The following is an 18,609-nucleotide window of genomic DNA, read 5'->3' on the forward strand; positions in this document are numbered from 1 at the left end:
GGTGTCCTGGATCCCCCTCGGGTGGTGGGCTGGTGGGCAGGCGGACGGCAGCTTACGGTCAACGCGCGTAGCGTGTCAGGGGCACGACGATGAAGTCTGCGTTTCGCCACGGTGCGGCCACGGAGCGGGCACGGCGCCCCCGCGTGCACACCCCGGACCGAGACCGCGGCTGCGCACACCGATTAGGCTCCTTCTCATGAGCGACGTGGTGGTTGTGGACGAAGTGTCGCCCGGGGTCGTACGGGAGGCACAGGACCTGATCGACGCGGCAGCCCGTACGGACGGGCAGCCCGCCGTCTCCGAACAGGGCCGGCTCCAGCTGCGCGGCGGCCGCCGCACGGGCGTACGGCATCTGCTGCTCCGGAACGACGGCGAACTCGTCGGATACGCCCAGCTCGAGGACACCGACCCCGTCGAGGCACCGGCCGGTGAACTCGTCGTACACCCCGGGCACCGGGGCCGCGGCTACGGCCGCCAGCTCGGGCAGGCGCTCCTCGACACCTCCGGCAAACGGCTGCGCATGTGGGCGCACGGCGGCCACCCGGCGGCCCGGCACCTCGCGCAGCTCCTCGGCCTGACGCTCTTCCGCGAACTCCGCCAGCTGCGGCGGCCCCTCGCCGACCTCGAACTCGCCGAACCGTCCTTCCCGGCGGGCGTGACCGTACGCACCTTCGTACCGGGCGACGACGACGCGGCCTGGCTCGCCCTGAACGCCGCTGCCTTCGCCCACCACCCGGAACAGGGCAGCCTCGGCCAGCGCGACCTGGACGACCGCAAGGCGCAGCCGTGGTTCGACCCCAGGGGTTTCTTCCTGGCCGTTCGCGGGGGACGGCTGGTCGGCTTCCACTGGACGAAGGTGCACAGCGCGGAGCAGCTGGGCGAGGTGTACGTCCTGGGCGTCGCCCCGGAGGAACAGGGCAGCGGCCTCGGCCGCGCCCTCACCACCCTCGGCCTCCGCCACCTGGCCCGCGACCGTGGCCTCCCGACGGCGATGCTGTACGTGGACGCGGACAACGTGCCGGCGATGACGGTGTACGAGCGGTTGGGTTTCCGCACGCACGAGACGGATCTCATGTACCGCACGGAGACGTAGCCGTTGCCCTCCAGCCCGTCCGGCGCTTGAGGACGGCCCCCGGCCACGATGGCGCCGCGGTCGCGCGACGTGGGTGTGGGCGCATACCCAGCCCGTCCGGCGCTTGAGGACGGCCCCCGGCCACCGCGGGCTCGCCCGTCCGCGACGGACCGGTAGGGTCACCGCGGTCGGTGCCCGGGTCGGTGCCCGGGTCGGTGCCCGGGTCGGTGCCCGGGTCGGTGCCCGGGTCGGTGCCCGGGTCGGTGCCCGGGTCGGTGCCCGGGTCGGTGGACGGGCCCGGTCGGGGGTGGGGAGAAGGCGCAGGCAGGCGCGCCGCGCTCCGCGCGGCAACGCGGTGATCCCCTGGCCGCCATGTTCGCTTAACCATCGATTCAAACTCGCTTGCGAACATCGCGGAATGCAGCCAGCCGCCAGCTCGCCGCCCCCCGCACGGGCGGAACCCGCCGCTGGGGCGTCCCGCCCCCCGCTCGCCGCGCTGCGCGCGTCGAGTGCGCGGAACAATGGGTACATGAGCCAGCCAGCTGTGCCGCACACCACCGACGACGCTGACACCGACGCACAGGCCGACGCGCGCTCGCAGACGGACGCGCGCCCGCAGGCGGAAGCGCGCCCGGCCGACGCGCGCCAGAGCGAGACGCGCCAGGCCGAGACCCGTACGGCCGCCCCCCAGCCCTCCGTCGGTTCCATCGCCGCGCACCGCCCCCACGCCGGGGTGACCGGCCGGGGCCGGGGGAACGGTCACGGCGGTGACGGGCCGGCGCTGGAGCCCGATCTGGACTCCGATCCGGACACGTACGAGGAGGGCCAGGGCCCGGACGCGGAGGCCGGGGATCTGCCCGCCGGGCGGTTCCTGGACCGGGAGCGCAGCTGGCTGGCGTTCAACGAGCGGGTCCTGGAGCTGGCCGAGGACCCGGAGACGCCGCTCCTGGAGCGGGCCAACTTCCTGGCGATCTTCGCGAGCAATCTCGACGAGTTCTTCATGGTCCGCGTGGCCGGTCTGAAGCGGCGGATCGCCACGGGCGTGGCGACGCGTTCCGCGTCGGGGCTGCAGCCGCGCGAGGTGCTGGAGCTGATCTGGAACCGTTCGCGGGAGCTCATGGCGCGGCACGCGGCCTGCTTCCAGCAGGACATCGCGCCCGCGCTGGCGGACGAGGGGCTGCACCTGATCCGCTGGCCGGAGCTGACGGAGAAGGAGCAGGCGCGCCTGTTCACGCTGTTCAGGCAGCAGATCTACCCCGTGCTGACGCCGCTGGCCGTGGACCCGGCGCACCCGTTCCCGTACATCTCGGGCCTGTCGCTGAACCTGGCCGTCGTCGTACGGAACCCGGTGAGCGGCCACACCCACTTCGCGCGTGTGAAGGTCCCGCCGCTGCTCTCCCGCTTCCTGGAGGCGTCGCCGCAGCGGTACGTGCCGCTGGAGGACGTGATCGCGGCGCATCTCGAGGAGCTGTTCCCGGGCATGGAGGTGCTGGGGCACCACATGTTCCGGGTCACGCGGAACGAGGACCTCGAGGTCGAGGAGGACGACACCGAGAACCTCCTGCAGGCGCTGGAGAAGGAGCTGATGCGGCGCCGCTTCGGGCCGCCCGTACGGCTCGAGGTCGAGGAGTCGATAGACCCGTACGTGCTGGACCTGCTGGTCCGTGAGCTGAAGGTCGGCGACGCGGAGGTCTATCCGCTGCCGGGCCCGCTGGACCTGACGGGGCTGTCGGGGATCGCGTCGGCGATGGAGCGGCCGGATCTGAAGTACCGGAAGTTCATCGCGGGCACGCACCGCGACCTGGCGGAGGTGGAGTCGGCGTCGGCGCCCGACATCTTCGCGGCGCTTCGCGAACGCGACGTGCTGCTGCACCACCCGTACGACTCGTTCTCGACGTCCGTGCAGGCGTTTCTGGAGCAGGCCGCGGCCGATCCGGACGTGCTGGCGATCAAGCAGACGCTGTACCGCACCTCCGGCGACTCCCCGATCGTGGACGCGCTGATCGACGCCGCCGAGTCCGGCAAGCAGGTGCTGGTGCTGGTCGAGCTGAAGGCGCGGTTCGACGAGCAGGCCAACATCAAGTGGGCGCGGAAGCTGGAGGAGTCGGGCTGCCACGTGGTGTACGGGCTGGTGGGTCTGAAGACGCACTGCAAGCTCTCGCTGGTGGTCCGCCAGGAGGGGGACACGCTCCGCCGGTACGCGCACGTCGGCACCGGCAACTACCACCCCAAGACCGCCCGGCTCTACGAGGACCTGGGGCTGCTCACCGCGGACCAGCAGGTCGGCGCGGACCTGTCGGACCTGTTCAACCGGCTCAGCGGGTACTCGCGGCGCGCCACCTACCGGCGGCTGCTCGTCGCGCCCAGGTCGCTCCGCGACGGGCTGGTCACGCGCATCCAGCGGGAGGCCGCGCACCACCGGGAGGGGCGGCCCGCGTACGTCCGTATCAAGGTCAACTCGATGGTCGACGAGGCGGTCATCGACGCGCTCTACCGCGCCGCGCAGGAGGGGGTGCCGGTGGACATCTGGGTGCGCGGCATCTGCGCGCTGCGGCCCGGAGTGCCGGGGCTGAGCGAGAACATCCGGGTGCGGTCCATACTGGGGCGCTTCCTCGAGCACTCCCGAATCTTTGCGTTCGGGAACGGTGGGGAGCCGGAGGTGTGGTTCGGCAGCGCCGACATGATGCACCGGAACCTCGACCGCCGTATGGAGGCGCTGGTGCGGGTCAGCGACCCGGGCCACCGCGCCTCCCTGAACGGGCTGCTGGAGACCGGGACCTCGGATTCCACCGCGTCCTGGCACCTCGGCCCGGACGGCGACTGGACGCGCGTCGCACACGACGCGGAGGGCCGGCCGCTGCGCAACATCCAGGAAATGCTGATCGACGCCCGGAGGCGCCGACGTGCCCCAGCGACATGACCCGCCGACCGCTCTGCTGCCCGCCGGCGCGTACGGCGGTACGGACGGCGGTACGGACGGCGCTGCGTACGGCCGGACGTACGCCGGTGCGTACGGCGTTACGGCGACCGCCGCGGTGACCGCCGCCGCGTTCTGCGCTGCCGCGGGCCCGTCGGCGGCAGCACGGCACCTTGGCACCATCGGTGCCTGGGAGGGGGAGTGATGGGGCAGCAGGGGGAGCCGGGTGCACCGGGAACGGGGGAGCTGGTGAGCGCGCGCGGTGGGCGCGACTTGGGACAGGCCGAGAACGTGCACCGGGGCGTGGGGGAGGTTCCGCAGGAGGACCATGTTGAGGAAGGGGTTGATCTGGTGGAGGAGCAAGGCGAGCTTCTTGCGCACCGCGCGGATGTGCTGCGCGCCGGCCGGCACGAGCTTGCCGTTCTGCTCCTCGTGTGTGAGGTAGTCACCGGCGACCTTGATGGTGCCCTCTTCGGGCTTCAGCAGGGTCATCAGCAGCCGCAGGATCGTCGTCTTGCCCGATCCGGAGGGGCCGATGAGGGTGACGTGCCGTCAGGTGGGTATAAGAGACCGGTGTGAGCCGCCCCCACCCCTCCGGCTACGCTGTCCCTGTGCCGCTTCCCCGGAAGCGGCACAGGGAGGTGTGCCCGAGCGGCCGAAGGGAACGGTCTTGAAAACCGTCGAGGCAGCGATGTCTCCGTGGGTTCAAATCCCACCGCCTCCGCGTTGATTCATACAGACGCCGGTCGGATGGGGCGCCCTTCGGTGAGGGTGCCCCATCTGTATGCACTCTCTTTCACCCCGAACTTCTGGAAAGCCGCGTACGAAAAACACCACGGGGTCTGTATAGGTGCCCGGCACAAGGAAAGGGCTCACCCCGGATTCCCGCCCGAGCGTGCGGCGGAAATTCCCGGCGACGCCGTTCCCCGACAGGCCGTGCAGCGTTTGACCTGGTGGAACAGGCGGAGGCCAACTCTGCCCGGTTACCACGGGATTCACCATTGCGCCACTGGGAAACCCCCTGGACCTGAGTGGCTAACGTGATGGCGAAGTGAAAGTTCCACCACAAAGAGAGGGTCCGATATGAGGTCTCGTCGCATCGCGTTAGTGGCGGCAACCGCGCTCGGCAGCCTTGCCCTTGTACTCGGGAGCTCGAGTACGGCCCAGGCCGACACCCGCCCGCCGCTGACCAAGGCGGAATGCACCGCGAGCGGTGGAACGATCATTCCGCTGGGCCTGACCGGCGTCTGCATGTGGTTCAACGCTGACGGGACCAGGGACAGCGCGGTCATCACGGACTGGCTCTGATCCTTTACGGGCCACCCTTGATCTCGTGTCCCACGTGATCCGCGACGGACGGACCCGTGGTTCGTAACCCGCGGTTCGTAACCCGTGACCGTGACACGTGACCCGTGGTTCGTAAGCGTGCGCGGGGGCGGGCAGCCCAACGCTGTCCGCCCCCGCGGCGTGGCCCGAAGCCCGTTCACCGGCGGGGTAAAGCGGATGCGTGTGGCGTACGGCGGTGTCAGGCTGCGCGGCCATGGACCGTGAACTGATCGCCCGGCTGGCGCACGCCGATCATCCCGTCAACAGCCCCCTGGACGACGAGTCGGTGCGCCGGCTGCTCCAGCGGACCGTCGGGCCGGGGGAGCAGCGCGTGCTCGACCTCGGCTGCGGTGAGGCGGCCTGGCTCCTCCGGGCGCTTGCCGCGCGTACGGACGTGACCGCCGAGGGCGTCGACACCTCGGCCCAACTCCTGGCCAAGGCCCGGCAGGAGGCGGTCGAGCAGGGTGTCGGACAACGGCTCGTGCTGCACCGGCACGACGCGGCGGAGTTCGTGTCCACCCGCCCCTTCGACGCGGTGCTGTGCGTCGGTGCCACCCACGCGTTCGGCGGCCTGCTGCCCACCCTCGACGCCGCCGCCGCGCATCTCGCCCCCGGCGGCCGCGTTCTGGTCGGCGACGCCTACTGGGAGTGCGAACCCACCGCTGAGGCCCGCGAGTTGCTGGGCGAGTACGAGGACCTGGCGACCACCGTGGAGCGTGTCGTCGCCCATGGCTGGACCCCTGTCCACGGGCACATCAGTACGCGCCGGGAGCTCGACGACTTCGAGTGGTGCTGGACCGGTTCGCTGGCGGCGTGGGCGCTGGAGCACCCCGAAGACCCCGACAGCGCCGAGGTGCTCGCTGTCGCCTCCGCTCACCGTTCGGAGTGGCTGCGGAGTTACCGCGACAGCTTCGGCTTCGTCACCCTCGTCCTTCGCCGTACCTCCGAGTGTCCGGACCAATGAGAGCCGGGCACCGCCCGTACGGAGGCGCTGGCCGACGCCGTATGACCGCATGTCAGAAGGTGGACAGGAACGGCGTGTTGAGGGGGACGTCTTTTGCGGAGAGGTGTGCGGTGAGTAGCTTTCCTCGGGAACTCTCCATGGAAGGAACGCATGTCCCAGAACCAGTGGACCGACGTCGATCAGTTCCTCACCGAGCAACTCCACGCCCCGGATGATGTCCTGGACGCGGCCATCGCCGACAGTGTCGCCGCCGGGCTGCCCGAGATCAGCGTCTCGGCGAATCAGGGCAAGCTGCTCCATCTGATCGCCCGGATTCAGGCGGCGCGCACCGTGCTGGAGATCGGCACGCTCGGCGGCTACAGCACCATCTGGCTGGCGCGGGCGCTGCCCGAGGACGGCCGGCTCGTCACGCTGGAGGCCGATCCGGGCCACGCGGACGTCGCGCGCGCCAACCTGACCCGTGCGGGCCTCGACAAGAAGGTCGAGGTGCGGGTGGGGAACGCGGTGGAGACGCTGCCGCAGCTGGTGGACGACGAGGCCGCGCCGTTCGACCTCGTCTTCATCGACGCCGACAAGCCGAACAACCCGACGTACCTGGAGTGGTCCCTCAAGCTCACCCGGCCGGGCAGCATCATCATCGGCGACAACGTTGTGCGGGACGGCACCGTCGTCGACGCCGGCACAGCCGACCCGAAGACGCAGGGCAGCCGCAAGCTGGTCGAACTGATCGGCCAGAACCCGCGGTTGAGCGCCACGGCGGTGCAGACGGTGGGCACCAAGGGGTACGACGGGTTCGTACTGGCCCGGGTCACGGAGTAACGCGGCGGCCGTCGGCCTACGGCGCGGCCGCCGTCCGCCGGGCCGCCGAGGTCACCGTGCCGCGCGCCTCGCGTTCGGTGAGCCCCGCCGCGACGGCCGCCTCGACCAGCGCCGGCGTGAGGGCTTCGCCGCGGCCCGTCTCGTGTGCGCGGCAGGCGGCCCAGAAGAGCCGCGCGTTGCGCTCGCCGACGGGGGCGGCGCGTACGAAGCGGACCAGGGCGGCGTCCGCCCGCGCGGCACCGTACGGAGGGGCGCCCGCCGTACGCGCGGGCGCCGCCGGCCCCGGCGGGGGCGCGAGGAGCCGCACCGCCGCCGGCCCCGGCGGGGGCGCGAGGAGCCGCAGCAGCGCGGGCGGTACGGGCGCGGGCGCGCGGGTGTACGAGCCGAGGGCCAGCTCGTACGTGCCGCGCGCCGTGACGGAACCGGGGCCGACGAGGTAGCCGCCCGACCCGCGTACGTCGATCCCGGGGGCGAGCCGGCCGGCGGAGTTCGGCACGGCCACGCCGGCGGGGCCGCGCAGCAGCAGGTGCCGGCCGCCGCTGGGCGTCAGCACGGTGACGGTGGGCGGCAGGACGAAGGCGTGCGCGCGGGCGAGCCGGGCGAGTGCGGCGAGCGGGTCGGTGCCGTGCTTCACGTCCAGGTCGAGGCCGATGACGTGGAGCGGCGGGCGCCCGCAGGCGATGCCGTACGCGGTGGCCCAGGGCGCGGCGGCGAAGAGGGCGCGTACGGCGTCGGGGTCGGTGGTGGCGTCGTGTACGCCGTGTCCGGGCAGCCCGCACTGGCCGTGGCACGGGGCCGGGGCCGGCCCGCCGGCGGGGTGCGGGGAGCGAATGGCCGGGAGTTTGCTGCGGGAGAGGGGCAGCACGGCGAGGCCGCGGGATGCCGCGGCCAGGGCGTGGGTGAGCACCGGGGAGCCCATACACCCATTTTCGTACACAAGTTCGTTTGTGGATAGTGGACGTGCGCCGAGGCGCACGACCTGACCTGCGGAATCGAGGATGGCCGGATTTTTTGCTGAAACGGTTCGTCGCTTGCTGTGCCGGGGTGGTGCGCGGCATGCGCCCCGGCGCACGGCGGTTTGGGGGCGTGAAGGGGGTTTATCGACAGATCGCCATGCTTGCGAGCGAATCGTCCCGGCATTGCTGGTGCAACGCGCATCCCGTGGGCAACTCTGCTTCCGCGACGTCGCAGTCACATCACAGGCGTCCGGTCGGCTCGACCGGACGCCGGGGGGACACAACCGATTTGCGGTTCATGGAGGAGCAAGACATGGCACGTATCCGTACCGCCCGCGTCATCGCCGCGGTCGCCGCCCTTCCGCTGGCCTTCGCTGTCCTGGGGGGCGTGGCGCAGGCGGACGACGGCCGGAACTCGACCGTCAACTCGCAGGTGGCCGTAGGCGCCGGTGCCTCCAACGAGGCCAACAACGCCAGCCTCAACAACTCTCCGTTCTCCGTGGTCGACCAGTCCGACACGGTGATCACCTTCACGGACCTGTGGTGAGCACGGCCTCGTCCCGCTGAGGGGCGAGTGCTGGGGGAGGTCAGACGGCGGCGCGCCCGTACTCCGGTACGGGCGCGCCGTCGTCGTCTGCCGTGCCGGGTCTGCCGTGCCGGGTCCGCCGGGCCGCGTCGGCGGGCGGTGCGGTGCGGCGCGGCTGCGGCGATCGACTGAATGTCCGGAGACAACCGGCATGTCTGTCCCGTACGGCCGCCCGCGGGCCGTTCACTCTGGCTCATGCGGCAGACACATCAACACATGGTGCGACGAACGATCGTCTGGGTGGCGGCACTCGCCTCCCTCCTCGCCGGGCTCTTCACCGGCACCGGAACCTCCGCGACCGCCGCCGGTGCCGACCGGCCCGACCCCCAGCCCTCGCTGCTACCGGCACCAGCCGAGCCGTCCGCGTACCCGCAGGGCGCCGAGGCCGAACCGGAACCCGGCCTCACCGAACCGGGCAGCGCCGACGCCGCCGACGCCACCGACGGTGCCCAAGGCGACGACCCGGACGCGGAGATCGACCCCTCGGAGATCAACCCGAGCGACGCCGTCGACACCAACGCCGCCAACAACCCGACCGCCTCCGGCGCCCGCGTCTTCCAGGGCGAGGGTTTCGACACCTGCCTCACCCCGCCGCTGGACACCATGCGCGCCTGGACCGCCTCCCCGTACCGCGCGGTCGGCGTCTACATCGGCGGCCGCGGCCGCGCCTGTCCCAACCAGCCGAACCTCGACCGCGACTGGGTGCGCGGCGTGACCGGTCTGGGCTGGCGGTTGCTGCCGCTGTACGTCGGTTCGCAGTCGCCGTGCGTCCACTCCGAGCGCAAGCGGAGGTACGCGATCGACGCCGGCCGCGCGTGGCAGCAGGGCGTACGCGAGGGCAGGGACGCCGTCGCGCGGGCGCGCGAACTGGGCATGGCGGCGAACAGCGCGATCTACCTCGACATGGAGGCGTACGACCAGCGCGACGCCAAGTGCGGCCGCACGACCCTGAAGTTCGTCCGGGGCTGGAACCGCGAGGTCCGCCGCCTCGACTACGTCCCCGGCTTCTACAGCAGCGCCATCTCCGGCATCAGCCATCTGGAACGGGTGCGTTCGGCCGGCGAGCGCGACCTCCCGGCGGCGATCTGGTTCGCGCGCTGGCGCGTCGGCCCGAACCTGCACGGCGAACCCGCGCTCGCGCCCGGCGCCTGGCAGCCGCACCGCCGCATCCACCAGTACGAGGGGAACGTGAAGCAGACGTTCGGCGGCCGTACGCTGCAGATCGACAAGAATGTCGTGGACGCACCCGTCGCGGTCGTCCGGTGACCCCTGAGTCACCCTGAGGCGCTCCCTGATGCCGTCGCCGTACGACCTCCACCCGCAGTAGGTGTAGCCAGCGCTACCCGTACTCCCTGAGGCGGACGCGCCATCGCGACCTCCGGGCGATCCGTACGGTACCCCCGGACTTCTAGCGTTAAGCCATGACCACGCCTGGCACCGTAAGGAGCACCGAGCGCTCCGAAGCGACCGTGACACCGCTGACGTTCACGTCGTACGTGCGGACGCGCGGCCCGGTGCTCCTGCGCACCGCCCGCTCGCTCACCGCGAACCCGTGCGACGCCGAGGACCTGCTGCAGACAGCGCTCGCCAAGACGTATCTGGCCTGGGAGCGGATCGAGGATCACCGCGCCCTGGACGGGTACGTCCGCCGCGCTCTGCTGAACACCCGCACTTCGCAGTGGCGCAAGCGCCGCATCGACGAGTTCGCCGTCGAGGAGCTGCCGGAACCGGAACCGCTGTCCGGGCCCGACCCGGCCGAACAGCAGGCGATACGCGACGCCATGTGGCGCGCGGTGCTCAAGCTGCCCGCGCGGCAGCGGGCCATGGTCGTCCTGCGGTATTACGAGGATCTGAGCGAGGTCCAGACGGCCGAGGTGCTGGGGGTTTCCGTGGGCACCGTGAAGAGCGCGGTGTCACGGGCGCTGGCGAAGCTGCGGGAGGACCCGCAGCTGGCGGCGGACACACGGGGGGACACGGGCTGGCCCTTATACACCTCTGACGCGGCCGGAGGGGGCGTAGGAGTCGCTGTGGGGTGGTGCGGTCTCACTGAAAAGAAAAGACCCAACGAGCGTCGAGGAGTGCGGGGTGGAGTGTGTAGTGGGTGGGGTTGGTGTCGTTGGTGAGGCTGATTTCGGCGTAGAGGGTGTCGCCGTGCTGCCAGGCGGTGTGCAGGCCCTGGAAGGCAGGGCCGTAGTGGTAGCCCTGGTCGGCGAGCCGTTCGTACAGACCGTGGAGGGGGACGGGCGTCGCGCCGGGCGGCGGCCAGGCTGCGGGGGTGTGCGCCGGTTCGGCGGGGCCGTCCACACCGAGGAGGCCGTCGGCGTGGAGCGTCCAGGGGCCCGGGTCGGCGGAGTCCGGGCGGGAGTGGACGGTGATACGGCGGCGCCCGGCGTCGTCGGCGTGCTCGACCTTCACCTGGACGGTTGCCGCACCCTGTTCGGGGAGGACGAGGGGTGCCTGGAGGGTGAGGTCTTCGACTCCGGCGCAGCCGGTTCGCTCGGCGGCGTGCAGCGCGAGCTCGACGAAGGCGGCGCCGGGAAGGATGACGGTGTCGAGTACGGCGTGGTCGGCCAGCCAAGGGTGGCTTTCCAGTGACAGCCGTCCGGTGAAGAGGTGGCCGCCGTCGGGGAGTTCGGCGGTGGCGCCGAGGAGGGGGTGCCCGGCATCGTCGAGGCCTGCGGCCGAGACGTTGGAGATCTCCGGGGCGGCGAGCCAGTACGGCTGGTGCTGGAAGGGGTAGGTGGGCAGCTCGGCGCGCTGGGCGGGGCGGCTGCCGAAGACCGCGTCCCAGTCCGGTGTGGTGCCGTTGCCCTGGGCCCAGGTGTGGGTGAGGGACAACAGGAAGCGGTGGAAGGTGCCTTCATCGCGGCGGAGGGTGCCGGTGATCGTCGCCTGCGTGTCCAGTTCTTCGAGCGCGTCTTGGATGGCGGTGGTGAGGACTGGGTGTGGGCTGGTTTCGATGAAGACCTGGTGGCCGTCGGTGTTGAGGGTGGTGAGGGTGTCGTGGAAGCGGACGGTGCTGCGGAGGTTGGTGTACCAGTAGTCGGCGTTCAACCGGTCGGTCTGGTGAAGGGCTCCGGTGACGGTGGAGTAGAAGGGCACCGTGCTGGTGGTGGGGGTGAGGTCGGCGAGTTCGGTGAGGATGTGTTCGCGGATGGGTTCGACGTGGGGGGAGTGGGAGGCGTAGTCGACGGGGATGGTGCGGGCGCGTATGCCGTTGTTCTGGCAGGTGGTGACGTAGTCGGTGACGGCTTGGGTTTCTCCGGCGATGACCGTCGAACTCGGGCCGTTGTGGGCGGCGATGGTGATTCGCTCGCCCCAGCCCGTGAGGTCAACGTCCGTTGCGGGCAGCGGGATGGAGGCCATGGTTCCCGTACCGGCCAGGGCGACGAGTGCGCGGGAGCGCAACGCGACTGTCTTTGCGGCGTCGTTGAGGGTGAGGGCTCCGGCGATGTGGGCTGCGGCGATTTCCCCCTGCGAGTGGCCGATGACCGCGTCCGGCTGGACGCCGTGGTGCTGCCAGAGGCGCGCCAGGGAGACCATCACCGCGAACAGGACCGGCTGGATGACCTCGACCCGTTCCAGCGTCTCCGCGTGCTCCTCCGGACGGGTCAGCACCTCGATCAGCGACCAGTCGGTGTGCGGGGCGAGGGCGTCGGCGCAGGCGTGCAGGTGCTGGGCGAATACCGGTGAGGAGTGCAGGAGTTCGCGTGCCATGCCTGGCCATTGCGAGCCCTGGCCGGGGAACACGAACACCGTCTTGCCCGCGTCGCTGGCCGCGAACGACGTGACCAGGTTCGCGTCCGCCTGGTCGTGGGCCAGGGCGTGCAGGCCGGTGAGGAACGTCTCGCGGTCCTGGCCGACGACCGCGGCCCGGTGCTCGAAGTGGGCGCGGCCGGTGGCCAGGGTGTGACCCACCCCGAGCAGGTCCAGCCCCGGGTGCGCGGTCAGGTGTCCGTGCAGACGCGCGGCCTGGTCCCGTAGCGCCTGCTCCGTCTTTCCCGACAGCACCCACGGCACGGGGGAGTCCACCGGCTCAACCGGTGGCTCCACAGCCTCCGTTGAGGAGGCGGCCTCCAGGATCACGTGCGCGTTCGTGCCGCTGACGCCGAACGAGGACACCGCCGCCCGGCGGGGGCGGTCCGTTTCGGGCCACTGCACCGGTTCGGTGAGCAGGGACACCGCGCCCGCGTCCCAGTCGACATGGGGCGTCGGTTCGTCCACGTGCAGGGTCTTGGGCAGCTGGCCGTGCCGCATGGCCTCGACCATCTTGATGATGCCCGCGACGCCTGCCGCGGCCTGTGTGTGCCCGATGTTGGACTTCAGGGAGCCGAGCCACAGCGGCCGGTCCGCCGCCCGTTCCTGCCCGTACGTCGCGAGGAGCGCCTGGGCCTCGATCGGGTCACCCAGCGTCGTACCGGTGCCGTGCGCCTCCACGGCGTCGATGTCGCGCGCCGTGAGCCGCGCGTTGGCGAGCGCCTGCTGGATGACGCGCTGCTGAGAGGGGCCGTTGGGGGCGGTGAGGCCGTTCGAGGCGCCGTCCTGGTTGACGGCGGAGCCGCGTACGACCGCCAGCACCGGATGCCCGCGACGCCGCGCGTCCGAGAGCCGCTCCACGAGCAGCATCCCGACGCCCTCGGAGAAGGCCGTGCCGTCGGCCGCACCCGCGAACGGCTTGCAGCGCCCGTCCGCCGCCAGCCCGCGCTGCCTGCTGAACTCGATGAACGTCGCCGGCGTCGCCATCACCGTCACGCCCCCGGCCAGCGCCATGTCGCACTCGCCGCCGCGCAGCGCCTGCGCGGCCAGGTGCAGCGCCACCAGCGACGACGAGCACGCAGTGTCGATCGTGACGGCGGGCCCCTGGAGGCCGTACGTGTACGCGACCCGGCCCGAAGCCACGCTCCCGTGGCTGCCGTTACGCAGATACCCCTCCAGCTCCTCGGGTGCCTGCTGCAGGCGGCCGCCGTAGTCGCCGTACATGACGCCCGTGAAGACGCCGGTGTTGGTGCCGCGCAGGGTGTCGGGGTGGATGCCCGCGTGCTCGAACGCCTCCCACGTCGCCTCCAGCAGCAGGCGCTGCTGCGGGTCGGTGGCGAGGGCCTCGCGGGGGCTGATGCCGAAGAAGTCGGCGTCGAAGTGGTCCGCGTCGTGGAGGAAGCCGCCGTGCCGTGCGTAGCTGGTGCCGGGGTGGGTCGGGTCGGGGTGGTAGAGCCCGTCCAGGTTCCAGCCGCGGTTGGCGGGGAACGGGCCGATGGCGTCCCGTTCCTCAGCGAGCAGCTGCCACAGGTCGTGGGGTGTGGTGATGCCGCCCGGGTAGCGGCAGGCCATGCCGACGATGGCCAGCGGCTCGTCGGCCGCGGCGGCCGACGCCGTACGGACCGCCGGAGTCGCGGTGCCGGCCGTCTGCGCGTGCAGGTGCTCGGCCAGGGCCGCGGGGGTGGGGTGGTCGAAGATGAGAGTCGAGGGCAGCCGCAGACCGGTGGCCGCGTTGAGCCGGTTGCGCAGCTCCACGGCGGTGAGGGAGTCGAAGCCCAGGTCCTTGAACGCGCGCTGCGTGTCGACCGTGGAGGCGTCGCCGTGCCCCAGCACCGCGGCCACCTGCGCGTGCACCAACTCCAGCAGCAACGCCCGCTGTTCGCCCTCCGGCAGCCCCGCCAGCCGGTCCGTCCACGTTCCGCCGCCCGCCGTACCGGCCTGCGTGACGCGGCGCGGGGGCGTACGGACGAGCTTGCGGAGCATGGCCGGTACGGCGCCGCCCTCACTCCGGGCGCGCAGCGCGGCCGTGTCGATCCGCGCCGGTACGAGGACGGACTTGCCGTCGAGCCCGAGTGCGGAGTCGAGCAGGGCGAGGCCCTGTCCGCTGCTCAGCGGCACGACACCCGTACGCGCCATGCGCGCCCGGTCGGCGTCGGCCATGCCGCTCGTCATCGCGCTGGCCTGCTCCCACAGGCCCCACGCGAGTGAGGTGGCGGCCCGGCCCCGTGCGTGGCGGTGGTGGGCGAGGGCGTCGAGGAAGGTGTTCGCGGCGGCGTAGTTGGCCTGGCCCGCGCTGCCGACGGTGCCGGTGACGGAGGAGAACAGGACGAACGCCGACAGGTCGAGATCCCGCGTCAGCTCGTGCAGGTGCCAGGCCGCGTCGGCCTTGGGGCGGAGAACGGCGTGGAGGCGTTCGGGAGTGAGGTTGGTGAGGGTCGCGTCGTCCAGGACCCCGGCGGTGTGGAACACGGCCGTCAGCGGATGCTCGCCCGGGACGGCGGCGAGCAGGTCCGCGAGGGCGTCGTGGTCGGCGGCGTCGCAGGCGGTGATGGTGACGCGCGCGCCCGACTCCTCCAGCTCGGTGCGGAGTTCCTGAGCGCCGGGGGCGTCCGGGCCGCTGCGGCTGGTGAGCAGCAGGCGCCGTACGCCGTGCTGCCGTACGAGGTGCCGGGCCAGCAGCGAGCCGAGCGTGCCGGTGCCCCCGGTGACCAGTACGGTGCCGTCCGGGTCCAGGCCCGTGGCCTCGCCGCCCGCGTCGGCCGTGCGCGCCAGGCGGGGCACGTACGAGGCGCCCTCCCGTACGGCGAGCTGCGTCTCCCCGGCATCGACGGCCGCGGACACGGCGGCGGGCATGGTGTCCCAGGAGGCGTCGGCGTCGTCGAGGTCGACGAGCAGCAGCCGGTCCGGGTGCTCGTTCTGCGCGCTGCGGACCAGGCCCCACACGGCGGCCGCCACCAGGCCCCGTATGTCCTCGTCCGCCGTCACGGCCACGGCCCCCTCCGTGAGCAGGGCGAGGCGCGAACCGGCGAACTCCTCGTGCGTCAACCACTCCTGCACCAGATCGAGCGCGTACGAGGTGACCTCGTGCACCGCAGCGGCGACATCCCCGCCGCCGTCCACGGCGGGCAGCGGAGCGCACACGAAACGGGGCACCGGGCGGCCGGCCGCGATCTCGGCCGCGAGCGTCACCAGGTTGGGGCGTGCCTCCCCGTCTGCCTCTCCGTCTGCCCCTGTGGCGGGGCGTGCGGGCAGGTCCGCTCCGAGTACGGCCCACGGCTGCTCGCCGCCCGCCTCCTCCGTACGGCCCTCCGCAGCCGCGATGGCGAACGACAGCCACTCGACCTCGTACAGCGCGTCCCGCCGCGTGCCCGTACCGGCCGCCGCGCTCAACTGCCGGGCGCTGATCGGCCGCGTGGCGAGCGAACGTACGGTCAGCACCGGCCGGTTCGCGCCGTCCGTCAGCGTCATCACGACGCTCTCCGGACCCGTACGCGACCACTGCACGCGCGCCGTTGTCATGCCCGTCCCGTGCAGCGTCACGTCCGTCCACGAGAAGGGCAGCCGGATACGGCCCTCTCCGTCCGCGCCGAGCAGCGCGCCGTCCGCGCCGTCGGCACCGGCCGGGTCCGCGCACGCGAGGGAGTGCAGCGCCGCGTCGAGGAGGGCGGGGTGGACCGCGAAGTGGGCGGCGTCTCCCGACTCGGCGTCGGTGAGGGCCACATCGGCGTAGAGGGTGTCGCCGTGCTGCCAGGCGGTGTGGAGGCCCTGGAAGGCGGGGCCGTAGTGGTAGCCCTGGTCGGCGAGCCGGCCGTACAGGTCGTGGAGGGGGAGGGGCGCGGCGCCGGGCGGCGGCCAGGCCGAGCCGGCGTACGCGGGTTGTGCCGGGGCGTCCTCGGTGCTGAGGAGGCCGCCGGCGTGGAGCGTCCAGGGAGCCGGGTCGGCGGAGTCCGGGCGGGAGTGGACGGTGATACGGCGGCGCCCGGCGTCGTCGGCGTGCTCGACCTTCACCTGGACGGTCGCGGCGCCCTGTTCGGGCAGGACGAGGGGTGCCTGGAGGGTGAGGTCTTCGACTCCGGCACAGCCGGTGCGCTCGGCGGCGAACAGCGCGAAGTCCACGAAGGCGGTGCCGGGCAGCAGAACGGTCCCGTTCACGGCGTGGTCGGCCAGCCACGGCTGCGTACGCAGCGACAGCTTGCCCGTCAGCACCAGCCCGCCGTCCTCGGCCAACTCCACCGCCGCACCGAGCAACGGGTGCCCGGCGGCGGTGAGCCCGGCGCCCGCGACGTTGGCCGTGCCGGGGGTGGAGTCGAGCCAGTAGCGGTCGCGTTGGAAGGGGTAGGTGGGGAGTTCGACGGGGGTGGTGTCGGGGGGTCGCACAGCCCCTCGGCGAGGCCGGCGGCGGGTGGGGTGTGGCGGGTCAGGGGGCCGCGTCGGCGGCGCCGCAGTCGCGTGCGCCGACGTGCAGCGCCAGCGCCGTATGGGGCGGAAGGGCCGCGGTGAACTGGCCGGAACCGTTCACCGTCACCGAGCTGCCGCTCTGCACATCGCAGTAGGCGCCGCCCGGCAGTGACGTCTGGAAGGTCCGGTTCAGCGGGCCGGACTCGTGGTTGACGGCCACGTAGCCCTTGTCGCCGCGCCCGAAGGCGATGGCGTCGTTCCCGTTGTCCCACCAGTCGGTGACGGACCGGCCGCGCGTCGCGTTGCGGAACGCCACCATCGACTCGATCTCGGGCCACGCGTGCTGGCACTTCCAGCCGTCCTGCCAGCAGGCCCGTACGGCACCGTCGTTCGGAGGCCCGGCGTCCTGACTGGCGAACTCGTAACCGGAATGCACGTCCGGAGCGCCGTACGGCCACGCGAGCATGAAGACGTTCGCGAGGGTGTAGTCGGCGCCGTCCTTGTAGCTGAGGGTGGAGCCGTTGCGCTCGGTGTCGTGGTTGTCGACGAACACGCCGGAGCTGCCGCTCGGCATATAGCCCCAGCCCTCGCCGTAGTCGGCGAGGTACGCGAGCTTCTCGTCCTTGAAGACGCGCCTCAGGTCGCGGCCGTAGCGGAACTCCTGTACGTCGCCCACGCCGAGGTACTCGTCCGGCGACACCGCCTCGCCCTCACCCCGTATGACCTCCTGCTTCAGATACGCGTCCGGATTGCTCAGCCGCGACTTGATCTCGGCCAGGTCCGCGGCCGGAATGTGCTTGGCGCCGTCCACGCGGAAGCCGTCGACGCCGAGCGACAGCAGGTCGTCGAGGTAGGCGGCGATCCGGCCGCGCACGTACTCCTCGCCCGTGTCCAGGTCGGCCAGGCCGAGCAGTTCGCAGTGCTGGACGTGGTAACGGTCCTGGTAGTTGGTGATGTCGGCCTGGCAGTCGTCCATGTCGAACACCGAGTACGTGCCGGGGTAGTCGTAGTGCGTGTACGGCGAACCGCCGGTGCCGGTGCCGGAACCGGCGGTCATGTGGTTGATCACCGCGTCCACGGTGACCTTCACGCCGGCGCCGTGGCAGGCGCTCACCATGTCCCGGAACTGCCCCCGGTCGCCGAGGCGTCCGGCGATCTCGTAGCTGACGGGCTGGTACGAGGTCCACCACTGGCTGCCCTGGATGTGCTCCTGGGGCGGCGACACCTGCACATACCCGTAGCCCGCCGGACCGAGCCGCTCCCGGCACTCGCGGGCGACGGCGTCGAAGTCCCACTCGAAGAGGACGGCGGTGACGTCCTTGTCTCCGGGCGGAGCCGCCTGGGCCTGCGTCGGTACGGCTGTGAGGGTCGCCGCGACGCCCGCGAGGGACGCCAGGGCCGCGAGGAGAGCGGTGAGGGATCTTCGCGACGTTCGGGACACGATGCCTCCAGGGAACAAGCGGAATGTGCCTGACCTCGGGGGACCACGCGCCGCTCCCGTAAGGCGAGTTGGGCCGGTTCGCACCGGTTGAGCCGGTCCGGCCGGCCGGGCGCGTGAGGCCCCGTACGAGGACCCCCGACCGGCCGGACCGGGACGCTGGAGAACGTAACAGCTTGCAGAAACTTGTGGAAGAGATTACGCACAGGTTTCCACCACCGCGGCACCCAATCGAGCCCGTCCGGCGATTGAGGACGGCCCCGGCCACGGCGCGCCCGAGGGACACCACGCGGGTATCGGATCACCAACCGCCCGGTGGCCAACCGGCAGCCAGGCCCGCCCGTACGCCGCGGACCGGCGAACGCGCGGCGGCCCAC

11 protein-coding genes, 1 tRNA gene and 2 pseudogenes are annotated in these 18,609 nt (G+C 72.0%); 10 read left to right on the forward strand and 4 right to left on the reverse strand.

Annotation, left to right across the window (positions count from 1 at the left end):
* Nucleotides 1-196: 196 nt before the first annotated feature.
* The 3 genes from mshD (at nucleotide 197) to DVA86_RS33805 (ending at nucleotide 4,194) form a co-directional block, all read left to right on the forward strand.
* Nucleotides 197-1,093, forward strand: coding sequence for a mycothiol synthase (gene mshD / locus DVA86_RS33795; RefSeq protein ID WP_208884004.1), 897 nt, complete (start codon nucleotides 197-199; stop codon nucleotides 1,091-1,093).
* A 508-nt stretch (nucleotides 1,094-1,601) separates the two neighbouring features.
* On the forward strand, nucleotides 1,602-3,992 hold the full coding sequence (locus DVA86_RS33800) for an RNA degradosome polyphosphate kinase (protein WP_342776403.1): 2,391 nt from the start codon (nucleotides 1,602-1,604) through the stop codon (nucleotides 3,990-3,992).
* The gene (locus DVA86_RS33805) at nucleotides 3,976-4,194 is read left to right on the forward strand and encodes a hypothetical protein (protein ID WP_208884005.1); all 219 of its coding nucleotides are present in this window, start codon (nucleotides 3,976-3,978) and stop codon (nucleotides 4,192-4,194) included. Before DVA86_RS33800 ends, DVA86_RS33805 begins: the two co-directional genes overlap by 17 nt.
* A gap of 38 nt (nucleotides 4,195-4,232) precedes the next feature.
* Here the strand turns inward: DVA86_RS33805 and DVA86_RS33810 are convergent.
* A pseudogene (locus tag DVA86_RS33810) lies at nucleotides 4,233-4,541 on the reverse strand (ATP-binding cassette domain-containing protein); the annotation flags it as partial.
* An 85-nt stretch (nucleotides 4,542-4,626) separates the two neighbouring features.
* Here DVA86_RS33810 and DVA86_RS33815 point away from each other — a divergent pair.
* The 4 genes from DVA86_RS33815 (at nucleotide 4,627) to DVA86_RS33830 (ending at nucleotide 7,098) form a co-directional block, all read left to right on the forward strand.
* A tRNA-Ser gene (locus DVA86_RS33815) sits at nucleotides 4,627-4,713 on the forward strand.
* A gap of 383 nt (nucleotides 4,714-5,096) precedes the next feature.
* Nucleotides 5,097-5,297, forward strand: a complete 201-nt coding sequence (locus DVA86_RS33820; RefSeq protein WP_208884007.1) for a hypothetical protein — start codon at nucleotides 5,097-5,099, stop codon at nucleotides 5,295-5,297.
* A gap of 232 nt (nucleotides 5,298-5,529) precedes the next feature.
* Complete coding sequence (locus DVA86_RS33825) at nucleotides 5,530-6,279, forward strand: SAM-dependent methyltransferase (protein WP_208884009.1); 750 nt, start codon at nucleotides 5,530-5,532, stop codon at nucleotides 6,277-6,279.
* Nucleotides 6,280-6,429: 150 nt separating this feature from the next.
* Nucleotides 6,430-7,098 (forward strand): O-methyltransferase, encoded by a 669-nt coding sequence (locus DVA86_RS33830; RefSeq protein WP_208884010.1) that lies wholly within the window; start codon nucleotides 6,430-6,432, stop codon nucleotides 7,096-7,098.
* A 16-nt stretch (nucleotides 7,099-7,114) separates the two neighbouring features.
* Here DVA86_RS33830 and DVA86_RS33835 read toward each other — a convergent pair whose 3' ends face one another.
* The gene (locus tag DVA86_RS33835) at nucleotides 7,115-8,017 is read right to left on the reverse strand and encodes a bifunctional DNA primase/polymerase (RefSeq protein WP_208884012.1); all 903 of its coding nucleotides are present in this window, start codon (nucleotides 8,015-8,017) and stop codon (nucleotides 7,115-7,117) included.
* 350 nt (nucleotides 8,018-8,367) lie between these two features.
* Between DVA86_RS33835 and DVA86_RS33840 the strand changes: the two genes are divergently transcribed.
* The 3 genes and pseudogenes from DVA86_RS33840 to DVA86_RS33850 form a co-directional block, all read left to right on the forward strand.
* The gene (locus tag DVA86_RS33840; protein ID WP_208884013.1) at nucleotides 8,368-8,601 is read left to right on the forward strand and encodes a hypothetical protein; all 234 of its coding nucleotides are present in this window, start codon (nucleotides 8,368-8,370) and stop codon (nucleotides 8,599-8,601) included.
* Nucleotides 8,602-8,856: 255 nt separating this feature from the next.
* Nucleotides 8,857-9,906: a glycoside hydrolase domain-containing protein gene (locus tag DVA86_RS33845; RefSeq protein ID WP_208884015.1), complete on the forward strand. Its 1,050-nt coding sequence runs from the start codon at nucleotides 8,857-8,859 to the stop codon at nucleotides 9,904-9,906.
* Nucleotides 9,907-10,061: 155 nt separating this feature from the next.
* A pseudogene (locus DVA86_RS33850) lies at nucleotides 10,062-10,592 on the forward strand (SigE family RNA polymerase sigma factor); the annotation flags it as partial.
* A gap of 91 nt (nucleotides 10,593-10,683) precedes the next feature.
* On the opposite strand, the gene DVA86_RS33855 reads toward DVA86_RS33850, so the two are convergent.
* Both DVA86_RS33855 and DVA86_RS33860 read right to left on the reverse strand, forming a co-directional pair.
* Nucleotides 10,684-16,773 carry a type I polyketide synthase gene (locus tag DVA86_RS33855; RefSeq protein ID WP_245997471.1) on the reverse strand — a complete coding sequence of 2,030 codons (6,090 nt, stop codon included), beginning with the start codon at nucleotides 16,771-16,773 and terminating at the stop codon, nucleotides 10,684-10,686.
* 40 nt (nucleotides 16,774-16,813) lie between these two features.
* Nucleotides 16,814-18,235, reverse strand: coding sequence for an alpha-amylase (locus tag DVA86_RS33860; protein ID WP_208884018.1), 1,422 nt, complete (start codon nucleotides 18,233-18,235; stop codon nucleotides 16,814-16,816).
* Nucleotides 18,236-18,609 lie beyond the last annotated feature (374 nt).

This window comes from Streptomyces armeniacus (genome assembly GCF_003355155.1).
GTDB lineage: Bacteria > Actinomycetota > Actinomycetes > Streptomycetales > Streptomycetaceae > Streptomyces > Streptomyces armeniacus.